Consider the following 18,263-nt stretch of genomic DNA (forward strand, 5'->3'; position numbering starts at 1 on the left):
ACCGAGACAAAGACGACCACGAACAACTCGCCGCGCCATCCTAGCCGAACCGCCGGGCAAACTCGACAGCCACGTAATGCCGCCGGTCAAGCCGCCATCAACGGTAGTAGTGGGAAAAAAGGCGGTATGACTGTTTCGATTCGTTTCTTCTTCTTGTTTGATTGCCTGTATAAAAGTTCGCGTCGGGCTTCGGGGGTGTAGGGCCGGAAGCGGGACCGGGATCACCGCTTGGGGGGGAGGGCGGAAGCATGGGAACGGGCATCGTCATCGCCCTGACGCACGGCGTCGGCCTGCTGGCGCTGGTTCTGCTGGCCTACCGCCATGTGCTGCGGCGGTTCGGCGCCCGGCGCCGGGCCTTCGCCCTGCTGTCCGGCCTGCTGTTCGGTGTGGCGGCCGCCATTTCCATGCTGGACGCCTACCCGGTGGCGGGCGGGGTGCTGATCGACCTGCGCAATGCGATGATCGGGCTGGCCGGTCTGTTCGGCGGCCTGCCGGCGGCTCTGCTGTCGGCGGCCATTGCCGGCGCGGTGCGGCTGTGGCTGGGCGGCGTCGGCTCGCTGACCGGGCTCGCCGGCATCCTGCTGACCGCCCTGGCCGCGCCGCTGCTGGCCAAGCCGATGGAGCGCCGCGCCGCCGGGCGGGGCGGAAGCGGCCAGGGGAGCGGCCAGGGAAGGGGGAAGGGCGCCTTCGGCTTCGGCCTGCTGGCGCTGTTCGGGCTGGCGATCACGCCGCTGACCCTGCTGGCCTTCCTGCTGCTGCCGGACCTCGACCTCGCCATGCGGGTGATGGAGGAGGCGGCGCTGCCGCTGGCCGCCTTCACCACGCTGGGCATCGGCGTGCTCGGCACCATGCTGGCGCGCGAGCACCGCCGCGTCGCCGACGAAGGCGCGCTGGACGAGAGCGCCGCCCTGTTCCGCGCCGTCTTCGACAGCTCCGCCGACTGCCTCGCCGTCCTGCGCGTCAACCCCGACGGCACCTTCACCCTTCACTCCGCCAATGCCGCCGCCCAGCGCCTGATGGGCGACCGCGCCGCGCAGGCGGAGGGCCAGCCGCTCGACCGCCTGCTGCCGCCGGACCTCGCCGCCAAGGCGATGGCCGACCTGCAATCCTGCATCGACGCCGGCGCCCCCACCCGCTTCGAGGAGCAGCACACCCACAACGGCGTCACCCGCTGGTGGGAGGTGTCGCAGGTGCCGATCCGCGACGACAGCGGCGCCATCGTCATGCTGTCGGTCGGCGCCCGCGACATCACCCGCCGGCACGAGGCGGAACGCGCCATCCGCGCCAGCGAGGCGCGCTATCGCCTGCTGGCCCGCGGCGTCACCGACATCATCGGCCGCATCGGCCTGGACGGGGTGCGCCGCTTCTGTTCGGAGGCGACGCGCGACAGCCTGGGCAGCCCGCCGGCCGAGCTGATCGGCCGCCCGCTGGTGGAGCGCGTCCACCCCGACGACCGCGACGCCCTCGCCGCCGGCCTCGCCCGCCTGACCCCCGACCGCCCGACCCTGAAGACCACCTATCGCCTGCGCCATGCCGACGGCCGCTGGGTGTGGATCGAGGCGGCGGTGCGGCTGGTCACCGACGACTGGGGCGCCCCGCAGGATTACGTCAGCGTCGAGCGCGACGTCACCGCCCGCAAGATCATGGAGGCGGAGCTTCAGGACGCCCGCCACGCCGCGGAATCGGCCAGCCGCAGCAAGACCGAGTTCCTGGCGAGCCTGAGCCACGAGCTGCGCACGCCGATGAACGCCGTCATCGGCTTCGCCGATCTGATCGCGCGGGAGTCGGAGGGGCCGGTCGGCACTGCCCATTACCGCGACTTCGCCGTCAACATCCGCGACAGCGGCCAGCATCTGCTGGAGCTGATCAACGAGATCCTCGACCATGTCCGCGCCGAATCCGGCCAGCTGACCCTCGACGACGACCCGGTCGACCTCGACGCCGCCGCCACCTTCGCCATCCGCCTGCTGACCCCGCGCGCCGCCCGTGCCGGCATCGCCCTCTCGGCAAGCGTGGAGCCCGCCGCCCGCCACATGCGCGGCGACGAGCGCCGCATCCGCCAGATCCTGCTGAACCTGCTGTCGAACGCGGTGAAATACACCCCCTCCGGCGGCACGGTGTCCCTGACCGCCGCCCCGGCTCCGGACGGCGGCCTGTTGCTGGAGGTGCGCGACAACGGCGTCGGCATTCCCGAACAGGATCTGGGCCGCGTCCTGCTGGCCTACGCCCGCGTCGCCAGCCCGGAGAACCGCCAGACCGAGGGCGCCGGTCTCGGCCTGCCGCTGACCCGCCGTCTGGTGGAGCTGCATGGCGGCACGCTGACCCTGGCCAGCCGGGTGGGGCAGGGCACCACCGTCACCATCCATTTCCCGCCCGACCGCATGACTGGGGAGACCGCCGCCCACCCCACCGGCGCCCTCGCCGCCACCGGCCGCCCGAGCCTGTCCATCCTGATGGTGGAGGACGACCACAACATCCGCGAGAACGGCTGCGCCCTGCTGCGCAGCTGGGGCCACCGGGTGACCGCCGCGTCGGGGGCCGGCGAGGCCCTGCTGGTGCTGCGCGGGCCGGAGCCCCTGGACCTGCTGTTCAGCGACATCGTGATGCCGCCGGGCATGAACGGCGCCGAGCTGGCGCGCGAGGCGCGGCGCCTGCGCCCCGACCTGCCGGTTCTGCTGGCGTCGGGCTTCGCCGCCCATGCGGTGGTGGCGGACGACGTGGCGATGGGCGGCTACGACCTGATCGCCAAGCCCTATGACCCGGCGGAGCTGCGCGAGCGTCTGGACCGCCTGCGCCCCCTGGCTCCCCCCGCCGCCGAGCCGCCCTCCGCCTCCATCCCCGCGCCCACCGCCGCCCCCGTCGCCGAGGCGCCCGCCCCGCCTCCGCCACCCCCTCCGCCGCCCCTGCCGCCCTCACCCCCGGCCGTGACCGCCCCGCCGGCGCCGTCCCCCGCCGCTGCGGCGACGGAGTCCCTGCGCATCCTGGTGGTGGAGGATGTGGAGATGAACCGCCTGCTGGCGGTCACCCTGCTGAAGCAGGCCGGCCACAGCGTCGCGGCGGTGGCGGATGGCGCCCAGGCGGTGGAGGCGGCCGTGGCGGCGGCGGGTGCCGAGCCGTTCGACGCCATCCTGATGGACGTGAACATGCCGGTGATGGACGGCCTGGAGGCGACGCGCGTCCTCCGCGCCATGCCCGGTCCGGTGTCCCGCACCGTCATCGTGGCGCTGACCGCCAACACCTTCCCGGACGACATCGCCCAATGCTACGAGGTCGGCATGGACTGCCATGTGCCGAAGCCCATCGACCGCGTGCAACTGCTGACCGAAGTCGCCCGCTGCGTCGCGTCACGGCGTGCGGTGGAGGCGATGGGGGAGGGGTAGGGGAGATAAGAGTCCCGGAGATTCCAGTTGACGGAAAATTGGTCAACTGGCTAACAGTTAGTGATTTTCCCCTTGCGCCAGAAGCAGTTGTATAAAAATAATACCAATTGAAAGATAGCTGGCCAACTATTTTGGCTTTTAAGAAGATGCAAAAATAACATTTTTAGGCATTATCTGCATGGTTAGGAGCGAAGATTTCATGCGTCGCCTCCAACTCGTATTCGTCGATCTGTAGAAGTAGCAACCTCATTTACGTCTCTGGCAGTTTAGATCAAAGAGGCGGATTTTGAAGTTGATTACTTAAGGATTTTTGTATTTGTCCGCAATGAAAACATTGGGAAGTCATGGAATATCATGGAAGCCTCCGTTGACAAACCAGTTATCAGATTCAAGTGTCTGATATAAAACATGTTCCCAACTGTTGCGCTTTTTTGCATATGCGTCGCGCTCCTCGGCAAGATATTTCCGAACTTGTTCAGATCCACCGATATTTTCGAGTGATATTAGCCTTTCTTTCAGTGATGATAGCCTATTGTTTGCATTTACAGTGAACGTTGTTGCTAAGCCGCAAACCGTGAAATGGCGCGCTACGCGCTTACGGTCGGATTCTAACCATGTTGTTGGCGCATTTGCGACAAACACCAATACTGGGGGCGGCCCCTGATCCAGAGTGGCAGTGACCCACTGATCAACTAGAAGGTGGGCGTCATAATAGGGGTGGAAGGTTTGCTCGCTAACTTTCTTAGGAAAGCGCGCCTTCTTGGTGTCGTTACAGAAATGACAAGAAGGAACCAAGTTGATTGGAAGAACAGAGAGGTCTGGATATTTACGTTTAGGCAAATGATGATCAAGATGTGCAACTGCACCGATGCTGCAGAGTGGGCAAAGTTTGCCAGGGGCAGCATTCTTGATCGCATCGTAAATAGCACGAGCTGCGCCTTTTGTTGCGCTGAGGTGATCTGAGTAAAGAGAAACAAGTTCATCTTTAGATACTGAACCTACTGATTCAACCCGAGGCAATAAATGCAACTCATGATTTTTGGCCATAAGATCGTAATTCGGTTCAACTGCCGAGATATTTCCTTCTATTGCCATTAACCTTGCTTTTAGCTCAGCGTCTTCTACTGCCCCAGTGCAAATAGCCAAGACATCAGAAACCGCAAACACAGGCTTTTCTAAGGTATACATGTTTTAATCATCCAAATCATCAGCAGTTTCATCACGAGGCGTAAGTGTCAGTGCGCGAGCTAGTGCTCGAGCTTCTCCGCCGAGCTGTTGGTCAAAGTGATTTAATACGTCCTCATATGAACGACCTTTTATTGAATCTCTGATAGTACGGTAGAATCCAGTCTGAACAACTTCAAGTCCAAACACTTGATGGGTGAGAACACCAACATTTTCTCCAAACGTCTCATGCAATGGCCTGTCCACTCGACTGGACAGACCAGAGCGGCTAAGAAGCCAGACGCATGATTTTGGAACCTCTTGCAGAACAACAGGTGAGTGTGTAGCAATGATTGCAACGCCATTGCGATTAATCAATAGATCTGTGAGCGCTCTGATGAAAGCTGATAACAGTGGAGGATGAAGATGCCCTTCGGGTTCATCAATGAGTACCAATGATTGTTCTTCAACTAGCTCAACAAGTTTAGTAATAATTAGCAAGACTATACTATGCCCAGAGCTTAGATTTCGGAACAAGCGGCGAGCGCGATCCTCCCATTCTTCTGAATCATCATCAGCTATTGCAGTAATATTGGCTTCTTTGAACAATGGGTCGACTTCTAGAGTGCGTAATGCCTTAGTCCATCGCTCACGGCGAGCACCAGTTCTACACGCTATGATCCCAGTTACGAAATCTTCGGCAAGTTTTCGTTGAGTCTTGATGGTCAGTGGCTCTAAATTTGCGATAGAACTGGAAGTCGAAGAAATCTCTTCGGCCGATTCCTGGATTAGTCCCACATAAGCATATCGAACCTCAAGCTGAGTCTGTGGTTTTACCAGGGGGCCGTACTTGTCGAATGGACTAAAGGAAACCGTGACCAAGCCGGCAAAGCCGTGCCCTTTTTGGTTAATATTGCTGGACGCTGTCTTATGGGATCCCAAAATACCTGCAGATGTGCCATTTGGTGCTTTGAGATCAAGAAAAGATCGCGCGAGCAGATCAAAACAGCGAGATTTACCGACGCCATTACGCCCGATTACAACATGTACATTGGTTGGCGGCTGTGATTTGGGCGAAACTTGGAATTCAAATGTCGGAGGAGAATCAATCGCGCGTGGGTCACTAGGTAATTCAAAGGAGAAGTCAAAAGCTGTCAACGCCGAATCGCCTTCAGCCAACTGATGGAAGCGGTTGCGAACACGCTGTGGGTCAATACTACGGAGCAAAGATCGATACAGAACTTCTTCCCCTTGGTACCGATCTAACAAGACCGGATATTTTGCGCAATCATTCAAAGATTTTAGGAACCAGTCTCGATACTCGTGTCCCAAGTTATTAAGTGTTTCATAATAATTTTCTGACTGTCCGAGGGAGAACCAGCCGTCGGTCAACTCGGGAAATTTCTCAGGTAGTTGTGTGATAGCATTTTCTTTCGTCATGCCGACGCAAGCGATTTTGACATGGCCAATGTCAAAGCGGGAGCCATCTTTTGCAACTACTACTGCATAGAATTGGGTAACCCAAGTAAACCAATCGTTCCAATTATCCTTGATCAGCAATACCTCATCACCTGAACTGGCAATCGAGGAGCTATCAACCACTCTAAACATTAGGAACCCTCTTTAGTTGAAAAATGCTGTATAATAAACAATTCACGATGGTGTGCCTGAGCTACAATATAATATTTTCGTCGACCCCGCTCCATTTTTTTCCCTTGAAATAGACACTTCTTATGTCTTGTACCTTGGATGTGGCCATGTTCGCTTCGTGTAAGAACCAGCCGCCTCCTTCGGGCCCAACTTCCACTTTTCCCAAAATCTCCCCACAACAGGACCAAATTCCCATACCCTCTCCGCAATGCCCACCCATTCGCGGAGCCGCCCCATGCCCCTCGACAGCCGCAGCTTCACCGACGACCGTTTCCCCCGCTGGGCCGAAGAGCCGCCGGTGCCCGCCGAAGGCTCGCTGGTTCCTGGGTCGCAGTTCCACGACGAGCAATGGATCATGGCCGCCGGCATGCTGGCGCGCGGCAGCAGCTTCCTCCATGTCTCCCGCGCCATGGGCTGCAGCCGCACCACGCTCTGGCGCGCCTATTACGGATCGCAGGATTTCCGTCACAGGGTGTGGTGGGAACGGCAGGCGTTGAACCGCGAGGCCGAGCTGCGCCTGTCCTCGATCCGCATGCTGGTCGCCGAGCAGATCGAGCGGCTGGTCTCCGCCGGCGATCCGTCAACCGTGCGCTGGCTGGCCGAGCGGCTGGGGCTGTTCGCCGGTCTCGACCTCCCGGCGCCCCGGCGGCAGGCCGCGCGCTCCGACGACCGGCCCGACCAGCCGCCCGCCCCCAAACCGGCCGATCCCAAGCCGCCCGCCCCCAAGCCGGAGGCTCCCCCCGCCGTCGCCGTCCCCGACCCCGACGATGATCTCCCCGCCGACCACCCCGGCACCCTGCGCGAGCGCATCCCGCCCAACCCCGAGAGGGTCGCCGCGATCCTGGCCCGGCCGGAGGCGGCGGGGCCGACGGGGCTCTATCCCTGGGCCGTCAACCCCGGCGATCTCACCCCCGACGCTCCTTCTCCCGGCCTCACCCCCGGCCCGGTCGGCCGCCGCGCCGCCGGTCCCGTCTCCCATCGCCGGTAGGGGTTCGCCGGCCGATGGAACATCCGCCCGATCCTGTTCCACGCTGTTCCATCCCGCCGCCGGCAAGGCCCCAATCGCGGGGTTGATCGCGCCGCCGTTCTGTCCGACCCTGCGGGTCCGTTGGAACACTGAGGATCACGCGATGACCGCCTTCACCTGCGTGCTCGACGCCCGTGCCAAACTGGGGGAGGGGCCGGTCTGGTCGGTGGACGAACAGGCGCTCTATTGGGTCGACATCAAGGGCCGGGCGCTGAACCGCTTCGATTCCGCCACCGGCACCAATCGTGCGATGGCCCTGCCGGAGGAGATCGGCTGCGTCGCCCCGCGCAAGGGCGGCGGCTTCATCGTCGGCCTGCGCTCCGGCCTGTGGCAGCTGGACGGGGAGGGCGGGTTGGTCGCCTGTCTCGCCGCCAATCCAGAGGACCAGGGCGCCAGCCGCTTCAACGACGGCAAGACCGATCCCGCCGGCCGTTATCTCGCCGGCACGCTGGACGAGCCGAAGGCCGGCGGCAAGGCGCATCTCTACCGCTATGACCGGCGCGGGCTGGCGGTTCTGGCCGGCGGGCTGCTGACCTCCAACGGCCTCGCCTTCAGCCCGGACGGGCGGACCCTGTACCACGCCGACACGCCGACCTTCACCGTGTGGCGCTACCGCTACGACCCGGCCACCGGCGATATCTCCGACGGCGAGGTCTTCTTCCGGCTGGAGCCGAAGGACGGCGACCGCGGTCGGCCGGACGGCGCGGCGGTGGATGCGGAGGGCTGCTATTGGACGGCGCTCTATGAGGGCGGGCGGGTCGCGCGCTTCTCCCCCGATGGCCGCCTGCTGTCGGAACACCCGCTGCCGGCGCGCTGCCCGACCATGGTCGCTTTCGGCGGTCCCGAGCTGCGCACGCTCTACGTCACCACCGCCAGCGCCGGCCGCCCGGCCGAGGAGTTGGAGCGCTTCCCGCAATCCGGCGGCCTGTTCGCCATGGCGGTGGAGGTGCCGGGCCTGCCGGTGCCGCCCTTCGACCCGGCGGCTTGAGAGGGGAGGGCGGCCGGCGATGTTCCGCAAGTTTGTCTATCTGCTGGCGCTGTCCCGCGAAAAGCATTTCGGCCGCGCGGCGGAGAGCTGCCACGTCTCGCAGCCCACCCTCTCCAACGCCATCCGCCAGCTGGAGGAGGAGCTTCAGGTCCCCATCGTCGAGCGCGGCCAGAAGTTCGAAGGCTTCACGCCGGAGGGGATGAAGGTGCTGGAATATGCCCGCCGGATCGTCGGCGAGCGCGACAACCTGCGGCACGAGCTGCTGGCCCTGGCCCAGGGCGTCACCGGCCATCTGCGGGTGGGCGCCATCCCGACGGCTCTGCCGGTGGTGCCGCATGTGCTGACGCCCTTCACCACGCGCTTCCCGCACATCCGCTCCAGCGTCGTGTCGCTCAGTTCGCGCGAGATCCAGCGCGGGCTGGACGAATTCGAACTCGACGCCGCCATCACCTATCTCGACAACGAACCGCTGAACAACGTCCGCACCCTGCCGCTCTACACCGAGCGCTATCACCTGCTGGCCCGGCGCGATGAATTGCCGGAGGAGCTGGTCGCCCAGGGCGCGGTCGCCTGGGAGAAGGCCGCCGACCTGCGGCTCTGCCTGCTGACCCCCGACATGCAGAACCGCCGAATCGCCGACACCGCCTTCCGCATGACCGGGCGGACGGTGCAGGCGGCGATGGAGACCAACTCCATCGTTACCCTCTACACCATCGTCCGCGCCGGCACCTGCGCCAGCATCGTCCCCGGCCAGCTGCTGACCTTCGTTCCGCCGCATCCGGACATCGTCGCCCTGCCGCTGGTCGACCCGGAGCTGAGCCACGTCGTCGGCCTCGCCTACGCCGACCGCGACCCGCCGCCGCCGCTGGCCAGGGCACTGGCGGTGGCGGCATCCGATGCCGACATCGCCCAGCGGGTGGCGATCAGCATCGCCGAGGCGATGATTCCCTGGCGGGTGGCGATCCGCTGACGGGCCGTTCTTGATAGCAAAAAGCTATCAGCCCATCGGAAAATACAATTTGCTGGCATACCGTATCCTCCGCCACTCTGACGGTGCCGGGCGCTGAGAGACGCCTGGAAAAAGCCAACAGAGCCAAGCCAGAACGACGCCGACCTCAAGAGCGGCGCGGACGATCGCAAGGAGGGACACCCGTGAACGCTTGCCATCCGTGGAGCGCTGAGCGCGCCATGACGATTGTCGAAGACAATCGGCATCTGCGCGGCGCCCTGCTGCCGATCCTTCACGCCCTGCAGGAAGAGTTCGGCTATATCGACGAACAGGCCATCCCCCTTCTGGCGACGGAGCTGAACCTCTCGCGCGCCGACGTGCATGGCGTCGTCTCCTTCTATCACGAATTCCGCCGCGAAAAGCCCGGCCGCCACATCATCAAGGTCTGCCGGGCCGAGGCCTGCCAGTCGATGGGCGCCAACGCGCTGGTCGACCACATCAAGAAGCGCCTGCAGGTCGATTTCCACGGCACCACCGCCGACGGCGCCTTCACGCTGGAACCGGTCTTCTGCCTCGGCAATTGCGCCCTCTCCCCCGCCGTCATGATCGACGAGAACCTGCACGGCCGGGTCTCGCCGGACCGCTTCGACGAGCTGGCGGCCGAGACGCGGGCCAACCCGACCGCCCACAACCAGATTCCCCGCGCCCTCAGCCACAAGGACAGCCATAAGGGTCACGCGCAATGAGCGGCCATCTGATCACCGTCTTCGTCCCGCGCGACTCCGCCGCCCTGTCCGTCGGCGCCGACGCCGTGGCCGCCGCCATCCGGGCCGAGGCCGCCAAGCGCGACCTGCCGCTGCGCATCGTCCGCAACGGCTCGCGCGGCATGCTCTATCTGGAACCGCTGGTCGAGGTGGAAACCCCGGAAGGCCGCGTCGCTTACGGCCCGGTCACCCCCGCCGACGTCCCCGGCCTGTTCGACGCCGGCTTCCTGACCGGCGGCGACCATGCGCTCGGCCACGGCCTGACCGAGGAAATCCCCTATTTCAAGAAGCAGGAGCGGCTGACCTTCGCCCGCTGCGGCATCATCGACCCGCTGTCGGTCGAGGATTACCGTGCCCATGGCGGCTTCCGCGGCCTTGAGAACGCGCTGGCGATGTCCCAGGCGGAGATCGTCAAGGTCGTCACCGACAGCGGCCTGCGCGGCCGCGGCGGCGCAGGCTTCCCCACCGGCATCAAATGGAACACGGTGATGCAGGCCAAGGCGGACGAGAAGTTCGTCTGCTGCAACGCCGACGAAGGCGACAGCGGTACCTTCGCCGACCGCATGATCATCGAAGGCGACCCCTTCTGCCTGATCGAGGGCATGACCATCGCCGCCATCGCGGTGGGGGCGACCTCCGGCTATGTCTACATGCGCTCGGAATACCCGCACGCCACGGCGATCCTTCGCCATGCCATCAAGCTCGCCTATGACGAGGGCTGGCTCGGCGACAACATCCACGGTACCGACCGCACCTTCCATCTCGACGTCCGCGTCGGCGCCGGCGCCTACATCTGCGGCGAAGAGACCGCGATGCTGGAAAGCCTGGAAGGCAAGCGCGGCATGGTGCGCGCCAAGCCGCCGCTGCCGGCGCTGGAGGGCCTGTTCGGCAAGCCGACCGTGGTCAACAACGTGCTGTCGCTCTGCTCGGTGCCGATCATCCTCGACAAGGGCGGCGAGTATTACCGCGACTTCGGCGTCGGCCGGTCGCGCGGCACGCTGCCCTTCCAGCTCGCCGGCAACATCAAGAACGGCGGCATCGTCGAGAAGGCCTTCGGCATCACCCTGCATGAACTGCTGTACGAGTATGGCGGCGGCACCATCACCGGCCGGCCGATCCGCGCGGTGCAGGTCGGCGGTCCGCTCGGCGCCTATCTGCCGCCCTCCCAGTTCGACCTGCCCAAGGACTACGAGGCCTTCGCGGCGCAGGAGGCGATGGTCGGCCACGGCGGCATCGTCGTCTTCGACGACAGCGTCGACATGGCCCAGCAGGCCCGCTTCGCCATGGAGTTCTGCGTGGCGGAATCCTGCGGCAAGTGCACCCCCTGCCGCATCGGTTCCACCCGTGGGATGGAAACGCTGGACAAGATCATCGCCGGCAAGAACGTCGACGCGAACCTCGAACTGCTCGCCGACCTCTGCGACGTGATGGTGGACGGCTCGCTCTGCGCCATGGGCGGCATGACGCCCTATCCGGTGCGCAGCGCCGTGAAGCACTTCCCGGAAGACTTCCGCAAAAAGGCGCCGGCCGTCCGCGTCACCCACATCGCCGCCGAATAACGAGCGACCCCAGGAGCACCCGAGATGACCCTCATCCACGAGACCGACTACGGCACCCCGGCCCGCGTCTCCGAGACCCTGGTGACGCTGGAGATCGACGGCCGCGCCATCACGGTCCCCGAAGGCACCTCCGTGATGCGCGCCGCGATGGACGCCGGCATCACCGTGCCGAAGCTCTGCGCCACCGACAGCCTGGAGCCCTTCGGCTCCTGCCGCCTCTGCGCGGTGGAGATCGAGGGGCGCCGCGGCACCCCGGCCTCCTGCACCACCCCCGTCGCTCCCGGCATGAAGGTCCACACCCAGACCGACAAGCTGGCGAAGCTGCGCCGCGGCGTGATGGAGCTGTACATCTCCGACCATCCGCTGGACTGCCTGACCTGCGCCGCCAACGGTGATTGCGAGTTGCAGGACATGGCCGGCGCCGTCGGCCTGCGCAACGTGCGGTACGGTTTCGACGGCGAAAACCACCGCGCCGCCGCGAAGGACGAAAGCAACCCCTACTTCACCTTCGACGCCTCCAAGTGCATCGTCTGCTCGCGCTGCGTCCGCGCCTGCCAGGAGACCCAGGGCACCTTCGCGCTGACCATCGACGGACGCGGCTTCGCGTCGTCGGTGTCGCCGGGCGCCAAGGAAAGCTTCATGGACAGCGAGTGCGTGTCCTGCGGCGCCTGCGTCCAGGCCTGCCCGACCGCGACCCTGACCGAGAAGTCGATCATCGAGCACGGCCAGCCCGAACACAGCGTCATCACCACCTGTGCCTATTGCGGTGTCGGCTGCTCCTTCAAGGCCGAGCTGCAGGGCACCACGGTGGTCCGCATGACGCCCTGGAAGAACGGCGGCGCCAACGAGGGCCACTCCTGCGTCAAGGGCCGCTTCGCCTGGGGCTACGCCACCCACAAGGACCGCATCATGAAGCCCATGGTGCGCGAGCGGATCACCGACCCGTGGCGTGAAGTGTCGTGGGAAGAGGCGGTGGCCTACGCCGCCGAGCGGCTGAAGGCGGTGCAGGCCAAGCATGGCCGGGGCTCCATCGGCGGCATCACCTCGTCGCGCTGCACCAACGAGGAGGTCTATGTCGTCCAGAAGATGATCCGGGCCGCCTTCGGCACCAACAACATCGATACCTGCGCCCGCGTCTGCCATTCGCCGACCGGCTACGGCCTGTCGCAGACCTTCGGCACCTCGGCCGGCACCCAGGATTTCAAGAGCGTCGACAAGTCCGACGTCATCCTGGTCATCGGCGCCAACCCTACCGACGGCCATCCGGTGTTCGGTTCGCGCATGAAGAAGCGGCTGCGCGCCGGGGCCAAGCTGATCGTCATCGATCCGCGCCGCATCGATCTGGTGCGCAGCCCGCACGTCCAGGCCGAGTACCATCTGCAGCTCCAGCCCGGCACCAACGTCGCCGTGGTGAATGCCATCGCCCACACCATCGTCACCGAGGGGCTGGTGAACCGCGCCTTCGTCGAGGAGCGCTGCGATCCCAAGGAGTTCGCGAAGTGGGAGGCGTTCATCGCTGAGCACCGCAACTCGCCGGAATATCTGGAATCGCGCACCGGCGTTCCGGCCGATCAGGTCCGCGCCGCCGCCCGCCTCTACGCCACCGGCGGCAACGCCGCGATCTACTACGGCCTGGGCGTGACCGAGCACAGCCAGGGCTCCAGCACGGTGATGGCAATCGCCAACCTCGCGATGGCGACCGGCAACATCGGCCGCGAGGGCGTCGGCGTGAACCCGCTGCGCGGCCAGAACAACGTGCAGGGCTCCTGCGACATGGGCTCCTTCCCGCACGAGCTGCCGGGCTACCGCCACGTCTCGGACGACGCCGTCCGCCAGGAGTTCGAGGCGGCCTGGGGCGTCACGCTGGATCCGGAGCCCGGCCTGCGCATTCCCAACATGTTCGACAGCGCGCATGACGGCAGCTTCCGCGGCCTGTTCGTGCAGGGCGAGGACATCGTCCAGTCCGATCCCAACACCACCCACGTCACCTCGGCACTGGAAGCCCTGGACATCGTCATCGTCCAGGACCTGTTCCTGAACGAGACGGCGGCCTTCGCCCACGTCTTCTTCCCCGGCACCTCCTTCCTGGAGAAGGACGGCACCTTCACCAACGCCGAGCGCCGCATCAACCGCGTCCGCAAGGCGATGCCGTCCAAGGTCGGCAAGGACGAGCATTGGGTCGCCTGCGCGCTGGCGACGGCGATGGGCTACCCGATGCATTACGAGACCACGTCGGAGATCATGGACGAGATCGCCCGGCTGACCCCGACCTTCCGCGGCGTCAGCTTCGAGAAGCTCGACCGCGTCGGCAGCGTCCAGTGGCCCTGCACCGGCTTCGAGGACGACGACACCGGCATGGCGATCATGCACGAGGAGAGTTTCGCCCGCGGTCTCGGCCGCTTCGTGATCACCGAATATGTGCCGACCGACGAGCGGACGACGCGGATGTATCCGCTGGTGCTGACCACCGGCCGCATCCTCGCCCACTACAATGTCGGCGCCCAGACCCGCCGCACCGCCAATGTGGCCTGGCATCCGGAGGACGTGCTGGAGATCAACGCGGTGGATGCCGAGATCCGCGGCGTCAAGGACGGCGACATGGTGTCGCTCGCCAGCCGCATGGGGGCCACGACGCTGCGCGCCGTCATCTCCGACCGCATGCCGGCCGGCGTCGTCTACACCACCTTCCACCACCCGGTGACCGGGGCCAACGTCATCACCACCGAGAATTCGGACTGGGCGACCAACTGCCCCGAATACAAGGTGACGGCGGTGCAGGTCGCCCGCAGCAACCAGCCGTCGGACTGGCAGGTCGACTACGCGAAGAACGACGTCGAGCGCAAGCGCATCGCCGCCGCCAACGTCATCGCCGCCGAGTAACGCGCCGCCGAGTAACGGCCTGAGGAGTGGGAAGCATGACCGCGATGCCTTCTGGTTCCATCCGTCCCGACGACAGCCTCATGTGCTCCATCGCCGTCACCGGCACCGGCTTTGCCGCCGGTGTCGGGATGGAGGAGGGGGCGGACGTCGAATGGCAGGTGCCGGAGGAAACCGCGGTCGCTTTCGAATACAACGGCCGGTCCCACGCCGTGATGATGGCGACCCCTGCCGATCTGGAAAACTTCGCGCTGGGCTTCAGCCTTGCCGAGGAGATCGTCGGGACCGCCGCCGATATCGAGAAAATCGCCGTGCGGGAAACGCCGCTGGGCTTCGTCCTCAACCTGACGGTCGACCCGTTGCGTCTCCTGCGCGGAAGCCTGCGCAGCCGCTCCATGGAGGGGCGGAGCGGCTGTGGCCTGTGCGGCGTGGACAGTCTTGTCCACGCCGTTCGGGAGCCCCGCAAGATCGAAACCTCGCTGGAGGTGGAGCCGGCCGCCGTGGCCGCCGCCTTCCGTGCCCTGCCGGACCACCAGCCGATGAACCGGGCCAACCGTTCGGTCCATGCCGCCGCGTGGTGCGCGCCCGACGGCAGCATCCGGCTGGCCCGCGAGGATGTCGGCCGCCACAACGCGCTCGACAAGCTGATCGGCGCCATCGCCGCTTCGGGTGCCGATCCGGCCGGCGGCTTTGTGGTGATGACCAGCCGCTGCAGCTTCGAACTGGTGCAGAAGACCGCCGCGGTGGGCATCCCGCTGCTGGCGACCATCTCGGCGCCGACGGCGCTGGCGCTGGAACTGGCGCGCAACGCCAACCTGACCCTGGGTGCGCTGTCGCGCCGCGACACCGTCATCCTGTTCCGCTGAACCCAACATCGTTTCGCCAATGGAGACACCGATGAGCCACACGAACCATGCCAAGGATCTGGTCCGGATGGCGAACCAGATCGCCGTCCACTTCGCCACCTATCCGCGTGAGGAGGCGGTGACCGAGACGGCGACCCACATCCGCAAATTCTGGGATCCGCGCATGCGCGCCGGCCTGTTCGCCCATGTCCAGTCCGGCGGCGAAACCGACCTGCACGAAATCGCGCGCGGCGCGGTGGGAATGCTGCAGGCACGCTGAGGCGAAGCGGTCGCGACCGGGTTCCGTCAGACCTTGCGGAAGGCGAACATGACCGTTTCGTAGGGAAAGGCGATCTCGGCGCGATCCGTCAGTTCGGGCGTGCGGGCGATCAGCGCGCGGGTTGCGCGCTCGACGTCCGTCTGCCGTTCCGGAGGCAGCGCCGCAATGAAGCTGACCGAAAGCGTGCGCTTGACGATGACGTCTTCCGGGCTTCCGATATGGGCATGCCGGACATGGCGCTCGTCGATAGGCTCGAAGCCCGGTGCGGGGAAGACCCGGCGCCAGTTGCCGGTCCGATAGCGCGGGGTATCGCCCTCCCAAGGGTCTGTGATGGCGGTCAGCGCCGCCACCCAGGGCTTGCTCTCATCCCGTACGTTCCAGATCAGCCCCAGCGCGCCGCCCGGTGCCAGGACTCTGTGAAATTCCTGCAAGGCGGCCGCTGTGGCGAACCAGTGAAAGGCCTGCGCGCAGACCACGGCATCGACGGAACCGTCCGGCAGCGGAATGGACTCCGCGGTTCCCGCCATGACGGTGATGTCTGGAAAGGCCCGGACCAGTTGCTCGCGCATACCGGCGACCGGTTCGACGGCGGCGATCTCTCCTCCGCACTCCTTCAGCATGGCCACGAATTTGCCGGTGCCGGCGCCGACCTCCAGGACCTTCCGTCCAGGGCCGGCGCCCAGCACGTCGCGAAGCCATTCGGCGGTCTCGGGCGGGTAGCTTGGTCGGCCTCTGACATAGGCCCCGGCACCGGTCTCGTAACCTCTGGAAGAGTGATGAATCGGCATGGCGACCTCGATCCTTCCGGTGTGCCTCGAAGCGGACCCTCAGACGTAATTGGCGATCTCGACCAGATTGTCGTCGGGGTCGCGGAAATAGACGGAACGGATCGGCCCGGTGGCGCCCGTGCGGTTCACCGGGCCTTCTTCTATGGCGATGTCGCGGGCCTGGAGATGGGCGATCACCTCCTCCAGCGGCGTGTCGGCGATCAGGCAGAAATCGCCGCTGCCGGCGGTGGGCCGGGCGGCCTTCGGTTCGAACTCCCGCCCGACCTCGTGCAGGTTGATCTTCTGCGCGCCGAAGGACAGGGCGCGGCGGCCGCCGGCGAAGGTGACGACCTCCATCCCCAGCACGTCGCTGTAGAAGGCGCAGGTCGCCTCGATGGAGGCGACCGTCAGCACGAGATGGTCGATCCGGGCGATCCGCATCCCGGCCTCACATGCCGGTCGCCGTCGGCAGCGGCTTGGCCGGAGCGGGGGTGGAGGCGGAGGACAGCGGCGTCGGCGCATGGGCGGCCGGGACCGGCAGCGGCGCCGGCTTCGACAGCGGGCGCGGCGCCGAGACCGGCGTCACGGGATTGGCCGCCGCCGGATTGGCCGACATCGCCGCGCCCGACTGGCCGGACGGCGTCGCCAGCGTGGGCGGATCCTCGTAGATGTCGGGGTGGACGCGCACCACGCCGGCGGTGTCGACCGAGGCGTTCCAGTAGACGAAGCGCACGGGGATGGCGTTCGGCAGCCGGATCGTCTTGGTCTCCCCGGTGTCGAGCTGCTGGCCGATGCTGGCCGGCGTCATCTTCGCGGCGCCCAGCAGCGTCTCCGCCATCATCCGGGCATCCTCCAGCCGCACGCAGCCGGAGCTGGCGGCGCGCAGGTCGCGGCTGAACAGCTTGGGATCGTTGGTGCCGTGCAGGAAGATGCCGTCGCCGTTGGTCAGGTTGAAGCGGAAGCGGCCCAGCGCGTTGTCGTCGCCCGGCTTCTGGACGATGCGCACGCGCCCGGGATCGACAGACCACCAGTTGACCGACTGGGTGTTGGCGACCTCCGACCCGTCCAGATAGACGGCTGCGTTCTTGATGCCGGTTGTGCCCTTCTTGCGCAGGGCCGGCAGCTTGTCCTCGCTCAGCACCGTCGGCGGGACGGTCCAGGTCGGGTTGATGGTGACGCTGGTCACCTTGTCCTGCAGCAGCGGCGTCTTGCGCGACGGCCGGCCGACCACCGCCCGCATGGTGAAGCTGGGCCGTCCATGCTCGATGAGGGTGACGGACTGGCCGGGCAGGTTGACCAGGATGGTGGTGTCGGGGATGGAGGCCTGCTGCGCCCGCATCGCCGCGGCGGCGCGGCGCAGAAGCGCCACGGTCTGCGCCGGGGTGCGGTCCAACGCCTGGCGCGTCACCTCGCCCACCTTGCCGTCGGGCTGCAGCCCCTCGGCGAGTTGGAAGGCGCGCACGGCCACCTCGACATCGTCGTTGAAGCTGTCGGTCCATTTGTCGGCGGGCAGATAGCCCAGCTCGATCAGGCGGCGCGACACCTTGCCGACGCGGTCGGCCAGCGGCGAGCGCACGGTGATCACCACCGGCGGCGCCGGCTCGACTGGGGCGAGGCCGGGCAGGGTGGGGGCCTGCGCCTGCACGTCGGCGGGGGGCACGTCCATCGCCGGGGCGACGCCCTCGACCATGCCGCCGTCGCCCTTCTTGACGACGGCGCCGTAGCCGATGCGGGTGGCCGGCGCCTTGGGCGCGTTCTGGATTTCCTGCGCGCGCTGTTCCAGCGCCGCGGCCCAGCCGGCGACCAGCGGCGGCTTGGCGGCATGCGCCGCCTCCTTCGCCGCTGCGGCCAGCACCGGACCGCTCAGGACAACGCCGACCAATCCGCCGACCAGGCAGAAGGCGGCGGAGCGGCGGGACATCGGGCGGCGGAGATCATGCATGGCGATGGGACCGGAACGTGAACGGAAAGGATCGAGCGTTGTATCCTTCGATGAGCCTTCCACGATCCGCA

14 protein-coding genes are annotated in these 18,263 nt (G+C 65.8%); 9 read left to right on the forward strand and 5 right to left on the reverse strand.

The genetic code is table 11. From position 1 onward, the window contains the following. Window positions 1-248 precede the first annotated feature (248 nt). On the forward strand, window positions 249-3,380 hold the full coding sequence (locus FZ938_RS20100) for a response regulator (RefSeq protein ID WP_149200208.1): 3,132 nt from the start codon (window positions 249-251) through the stop codon (window positions 3,378-3,380). 342 nt (window positions 3,381-3,722) lie between these two features. Here FZ938_RS20100 and FZ938_RS20105 read toward each other — a convergent pair whose 3' ends face one another. Both FZ938_RS20105 and FZ938_RS20110 read right to left on the reverse strand, forming a co-directional pair. After that, window positions 3,723-4,568 carry a hypothetical protein gene (locus tag FZ938_RS20105; protein WP_149200209.1) on the reverse strand — a complete coding sequence of 282 codons (846 nt, stop codon included), beginning with the start codon at window positions 4,566-4,568 and terminating at the stop codon, window positions 3,723-3,725. Between the two features lie 3 nt (window positions 4,569-4,571). Next, window positions 4,572-6,155 (reverse strand): AAA family ATPase, encoded by a 1,584-nt coding sequence (locus FZ938_RS20110; RefSeq protein WP_149200210.1) that lies wholly within the window; start codon window positions 6,153-6,155, stop codon window positions 4,572-4,574. 274 nt (window positions 6,156-6,429) lie between these two features. On the opposite strand from FZ938_RS20110, the gene FZ938_RS20115 reads away from it, so the two are divergent. From FZ938_RS20115 to FZ938_RS20150, 8 genes are all read left to right on the forward strand, one after another. Continuing rightward, window positions 6,430-7,182, forward strand: a complete 753-nt coding sequence (locus FZ938_RS20115; RefSeq protein WP_149200211.1) for a hypothetical protein — start codon at window positions 6,430-6,432, stop codon at window positions 7,180-7,182. Between the two features lie 142 nt (window positions 7,183-7,324). Beyond that, the gene (locus FZ938_RS20120; RefSeq protein WP_149200212.1) at window positions 7,325-8,209 is read left to right on the forward strand and encodes an SMP-30/gluconolactonase/LRE family protein; all 885 of its coding nucleotides are present in this window, start codon (window positions 7,325-7,327) and stop codon (window positions 8,207-8,209) included. 19 nt (window positions 8,210-8,228) lie between these two features. Next, window positions 8,229-9,179, forward strand: a complete 951-nt coding sequence (locus FZ938_RS20125; protein ID WP_149200213.1) for a LysR family transcriptional regulator — start codon at window positions 8,229-8,231, stop codon at window positions 9,177-9,179. A gap of 182 nt (window positions 9,180-9,361) precedes the next feature. Beyond that, window positions 9,362-9,904, forward strand: coding sequence for a formate dehydrogenase subunit gamma (locus FZ938_RS20130; RefSeq protein WP_149200214.1), 543 nt, complete (start codon window positions 9,362-9,364; stop codon window positions 9,902-9,904). Beyond that, window positions 9,901-11,481, forward strand: a complete 1,581-nt coding sequence (locus tag FZ938_RS20135) for a formate dehydrogenase beta subunit (RefSeq protein WP_149200215.1) — start codon at window positions 9,901-9,903, stop codon at window positions 11,479-11,481. The genes FZ938_RS20130 and FZ938_RS20135 overlap by 4 nt, the downstream gene beginning before the upstream one ends. Window positions 11,482-11,505: 24 nt before the next feature. Next, on the forward strand, window positions 11,506-14,361 hold the full coding sequence (gene fdhF / locus FZ938_RS20140) for a formate dehydrogenase subunit alpha (protein WP_149200216.1): 2,856 nt from the start codon (window positions 11,506-11,508) through the stop codon (window positions 14,359-14,361). 35 nt (window positions 14,362-14,396) lie between these two features. Beyond that, window positions 14,397-15,224: a formate dehydrogenase accessory sulfurtransferase FdhD gene (gene fdhD, locus FZ938_RS20145; RefSeq protein WP_149200217.1), complete on the forward strand. Its 828-nt coding sequence runs from the start codon at window positions 14,397-14,399 to the stop codon at window positions 15,222-15,224. 31 nt (window positions 15,225-15,255) lie between these two features. Next, window positions 15,256-15,483 carry a formate dehydrogenase subunit delta gene (locus tag FZ938_RS20150; RefSeq protein ID WP_149200218.1) on the forward strand — a complete coding sequence of 76 codons (228 nt, stop codon included), beginning with the start codon at window positions 15,256-15,258 and terminating at the stop codon, window positions 15,481-15,483. A gap of 26 nt (window positions 15,484-15,509) precedes the next feature. Here the strand turns inward: FZ938_RS20150 and FZ938_RS20155 are convergent, their stop codons facing one another. From FZ938_RS20155 to FZ938_RS20165, 3 genes are all read right to left on the reverse strand, one after another. Beyond that, window positions 15,510-16,169, reverse strand: coding sequence for a class I SAM-dependent methyltransferase (locus FZ938_RS20155; RefSeq protein ID WP_246799069.1), 660 nt, complete (start codon window positions 16,167-16,169; stop codon window positions 15,510-15,512). A gap of 141 nt (window positions 16,170-16,310) precedes the next feature. Beyond that, the gene (locus tag FZ938_RS20160; protein ID WP_149200220.1) at window positions 16,311-16,691 is read right to left on the reverse strand and encodes a VOC family protein; all 381 of its coding nucleotides are present in this window, start codon (window positions 16,689-16,691) and stop codon (window positions 16,311-16,313) included. Between the two features lie 7 nt (window positions 16,692-16,698). Continuing rightward, the gene (locus tag FZ938_RS20165) at window positions 16,699-18,192 is read right to left on the reverse strand and encodes a L,D-transpeptidase family protein (protein WP_149200221.1); all 1,494 of its coding nucleotides are present in this window, start codon (window positions 18,190-18,192) and stop codon (window positions 16,699-16,701) included. Between the last annotated feature and the right edge of the window lie 71 nt (window positions 18,193-18,263).

The organism is Azospirillum oryzae (genome assembly GCF_008364795.1).
In the GTDB taxonomy this organism is placed as follows: Bacteria; Pseudomonadota; Alphaproteobacteria; order Azospirillales; family Azospirillaceae; genus Azospirillum; species Azospirillum oryzae.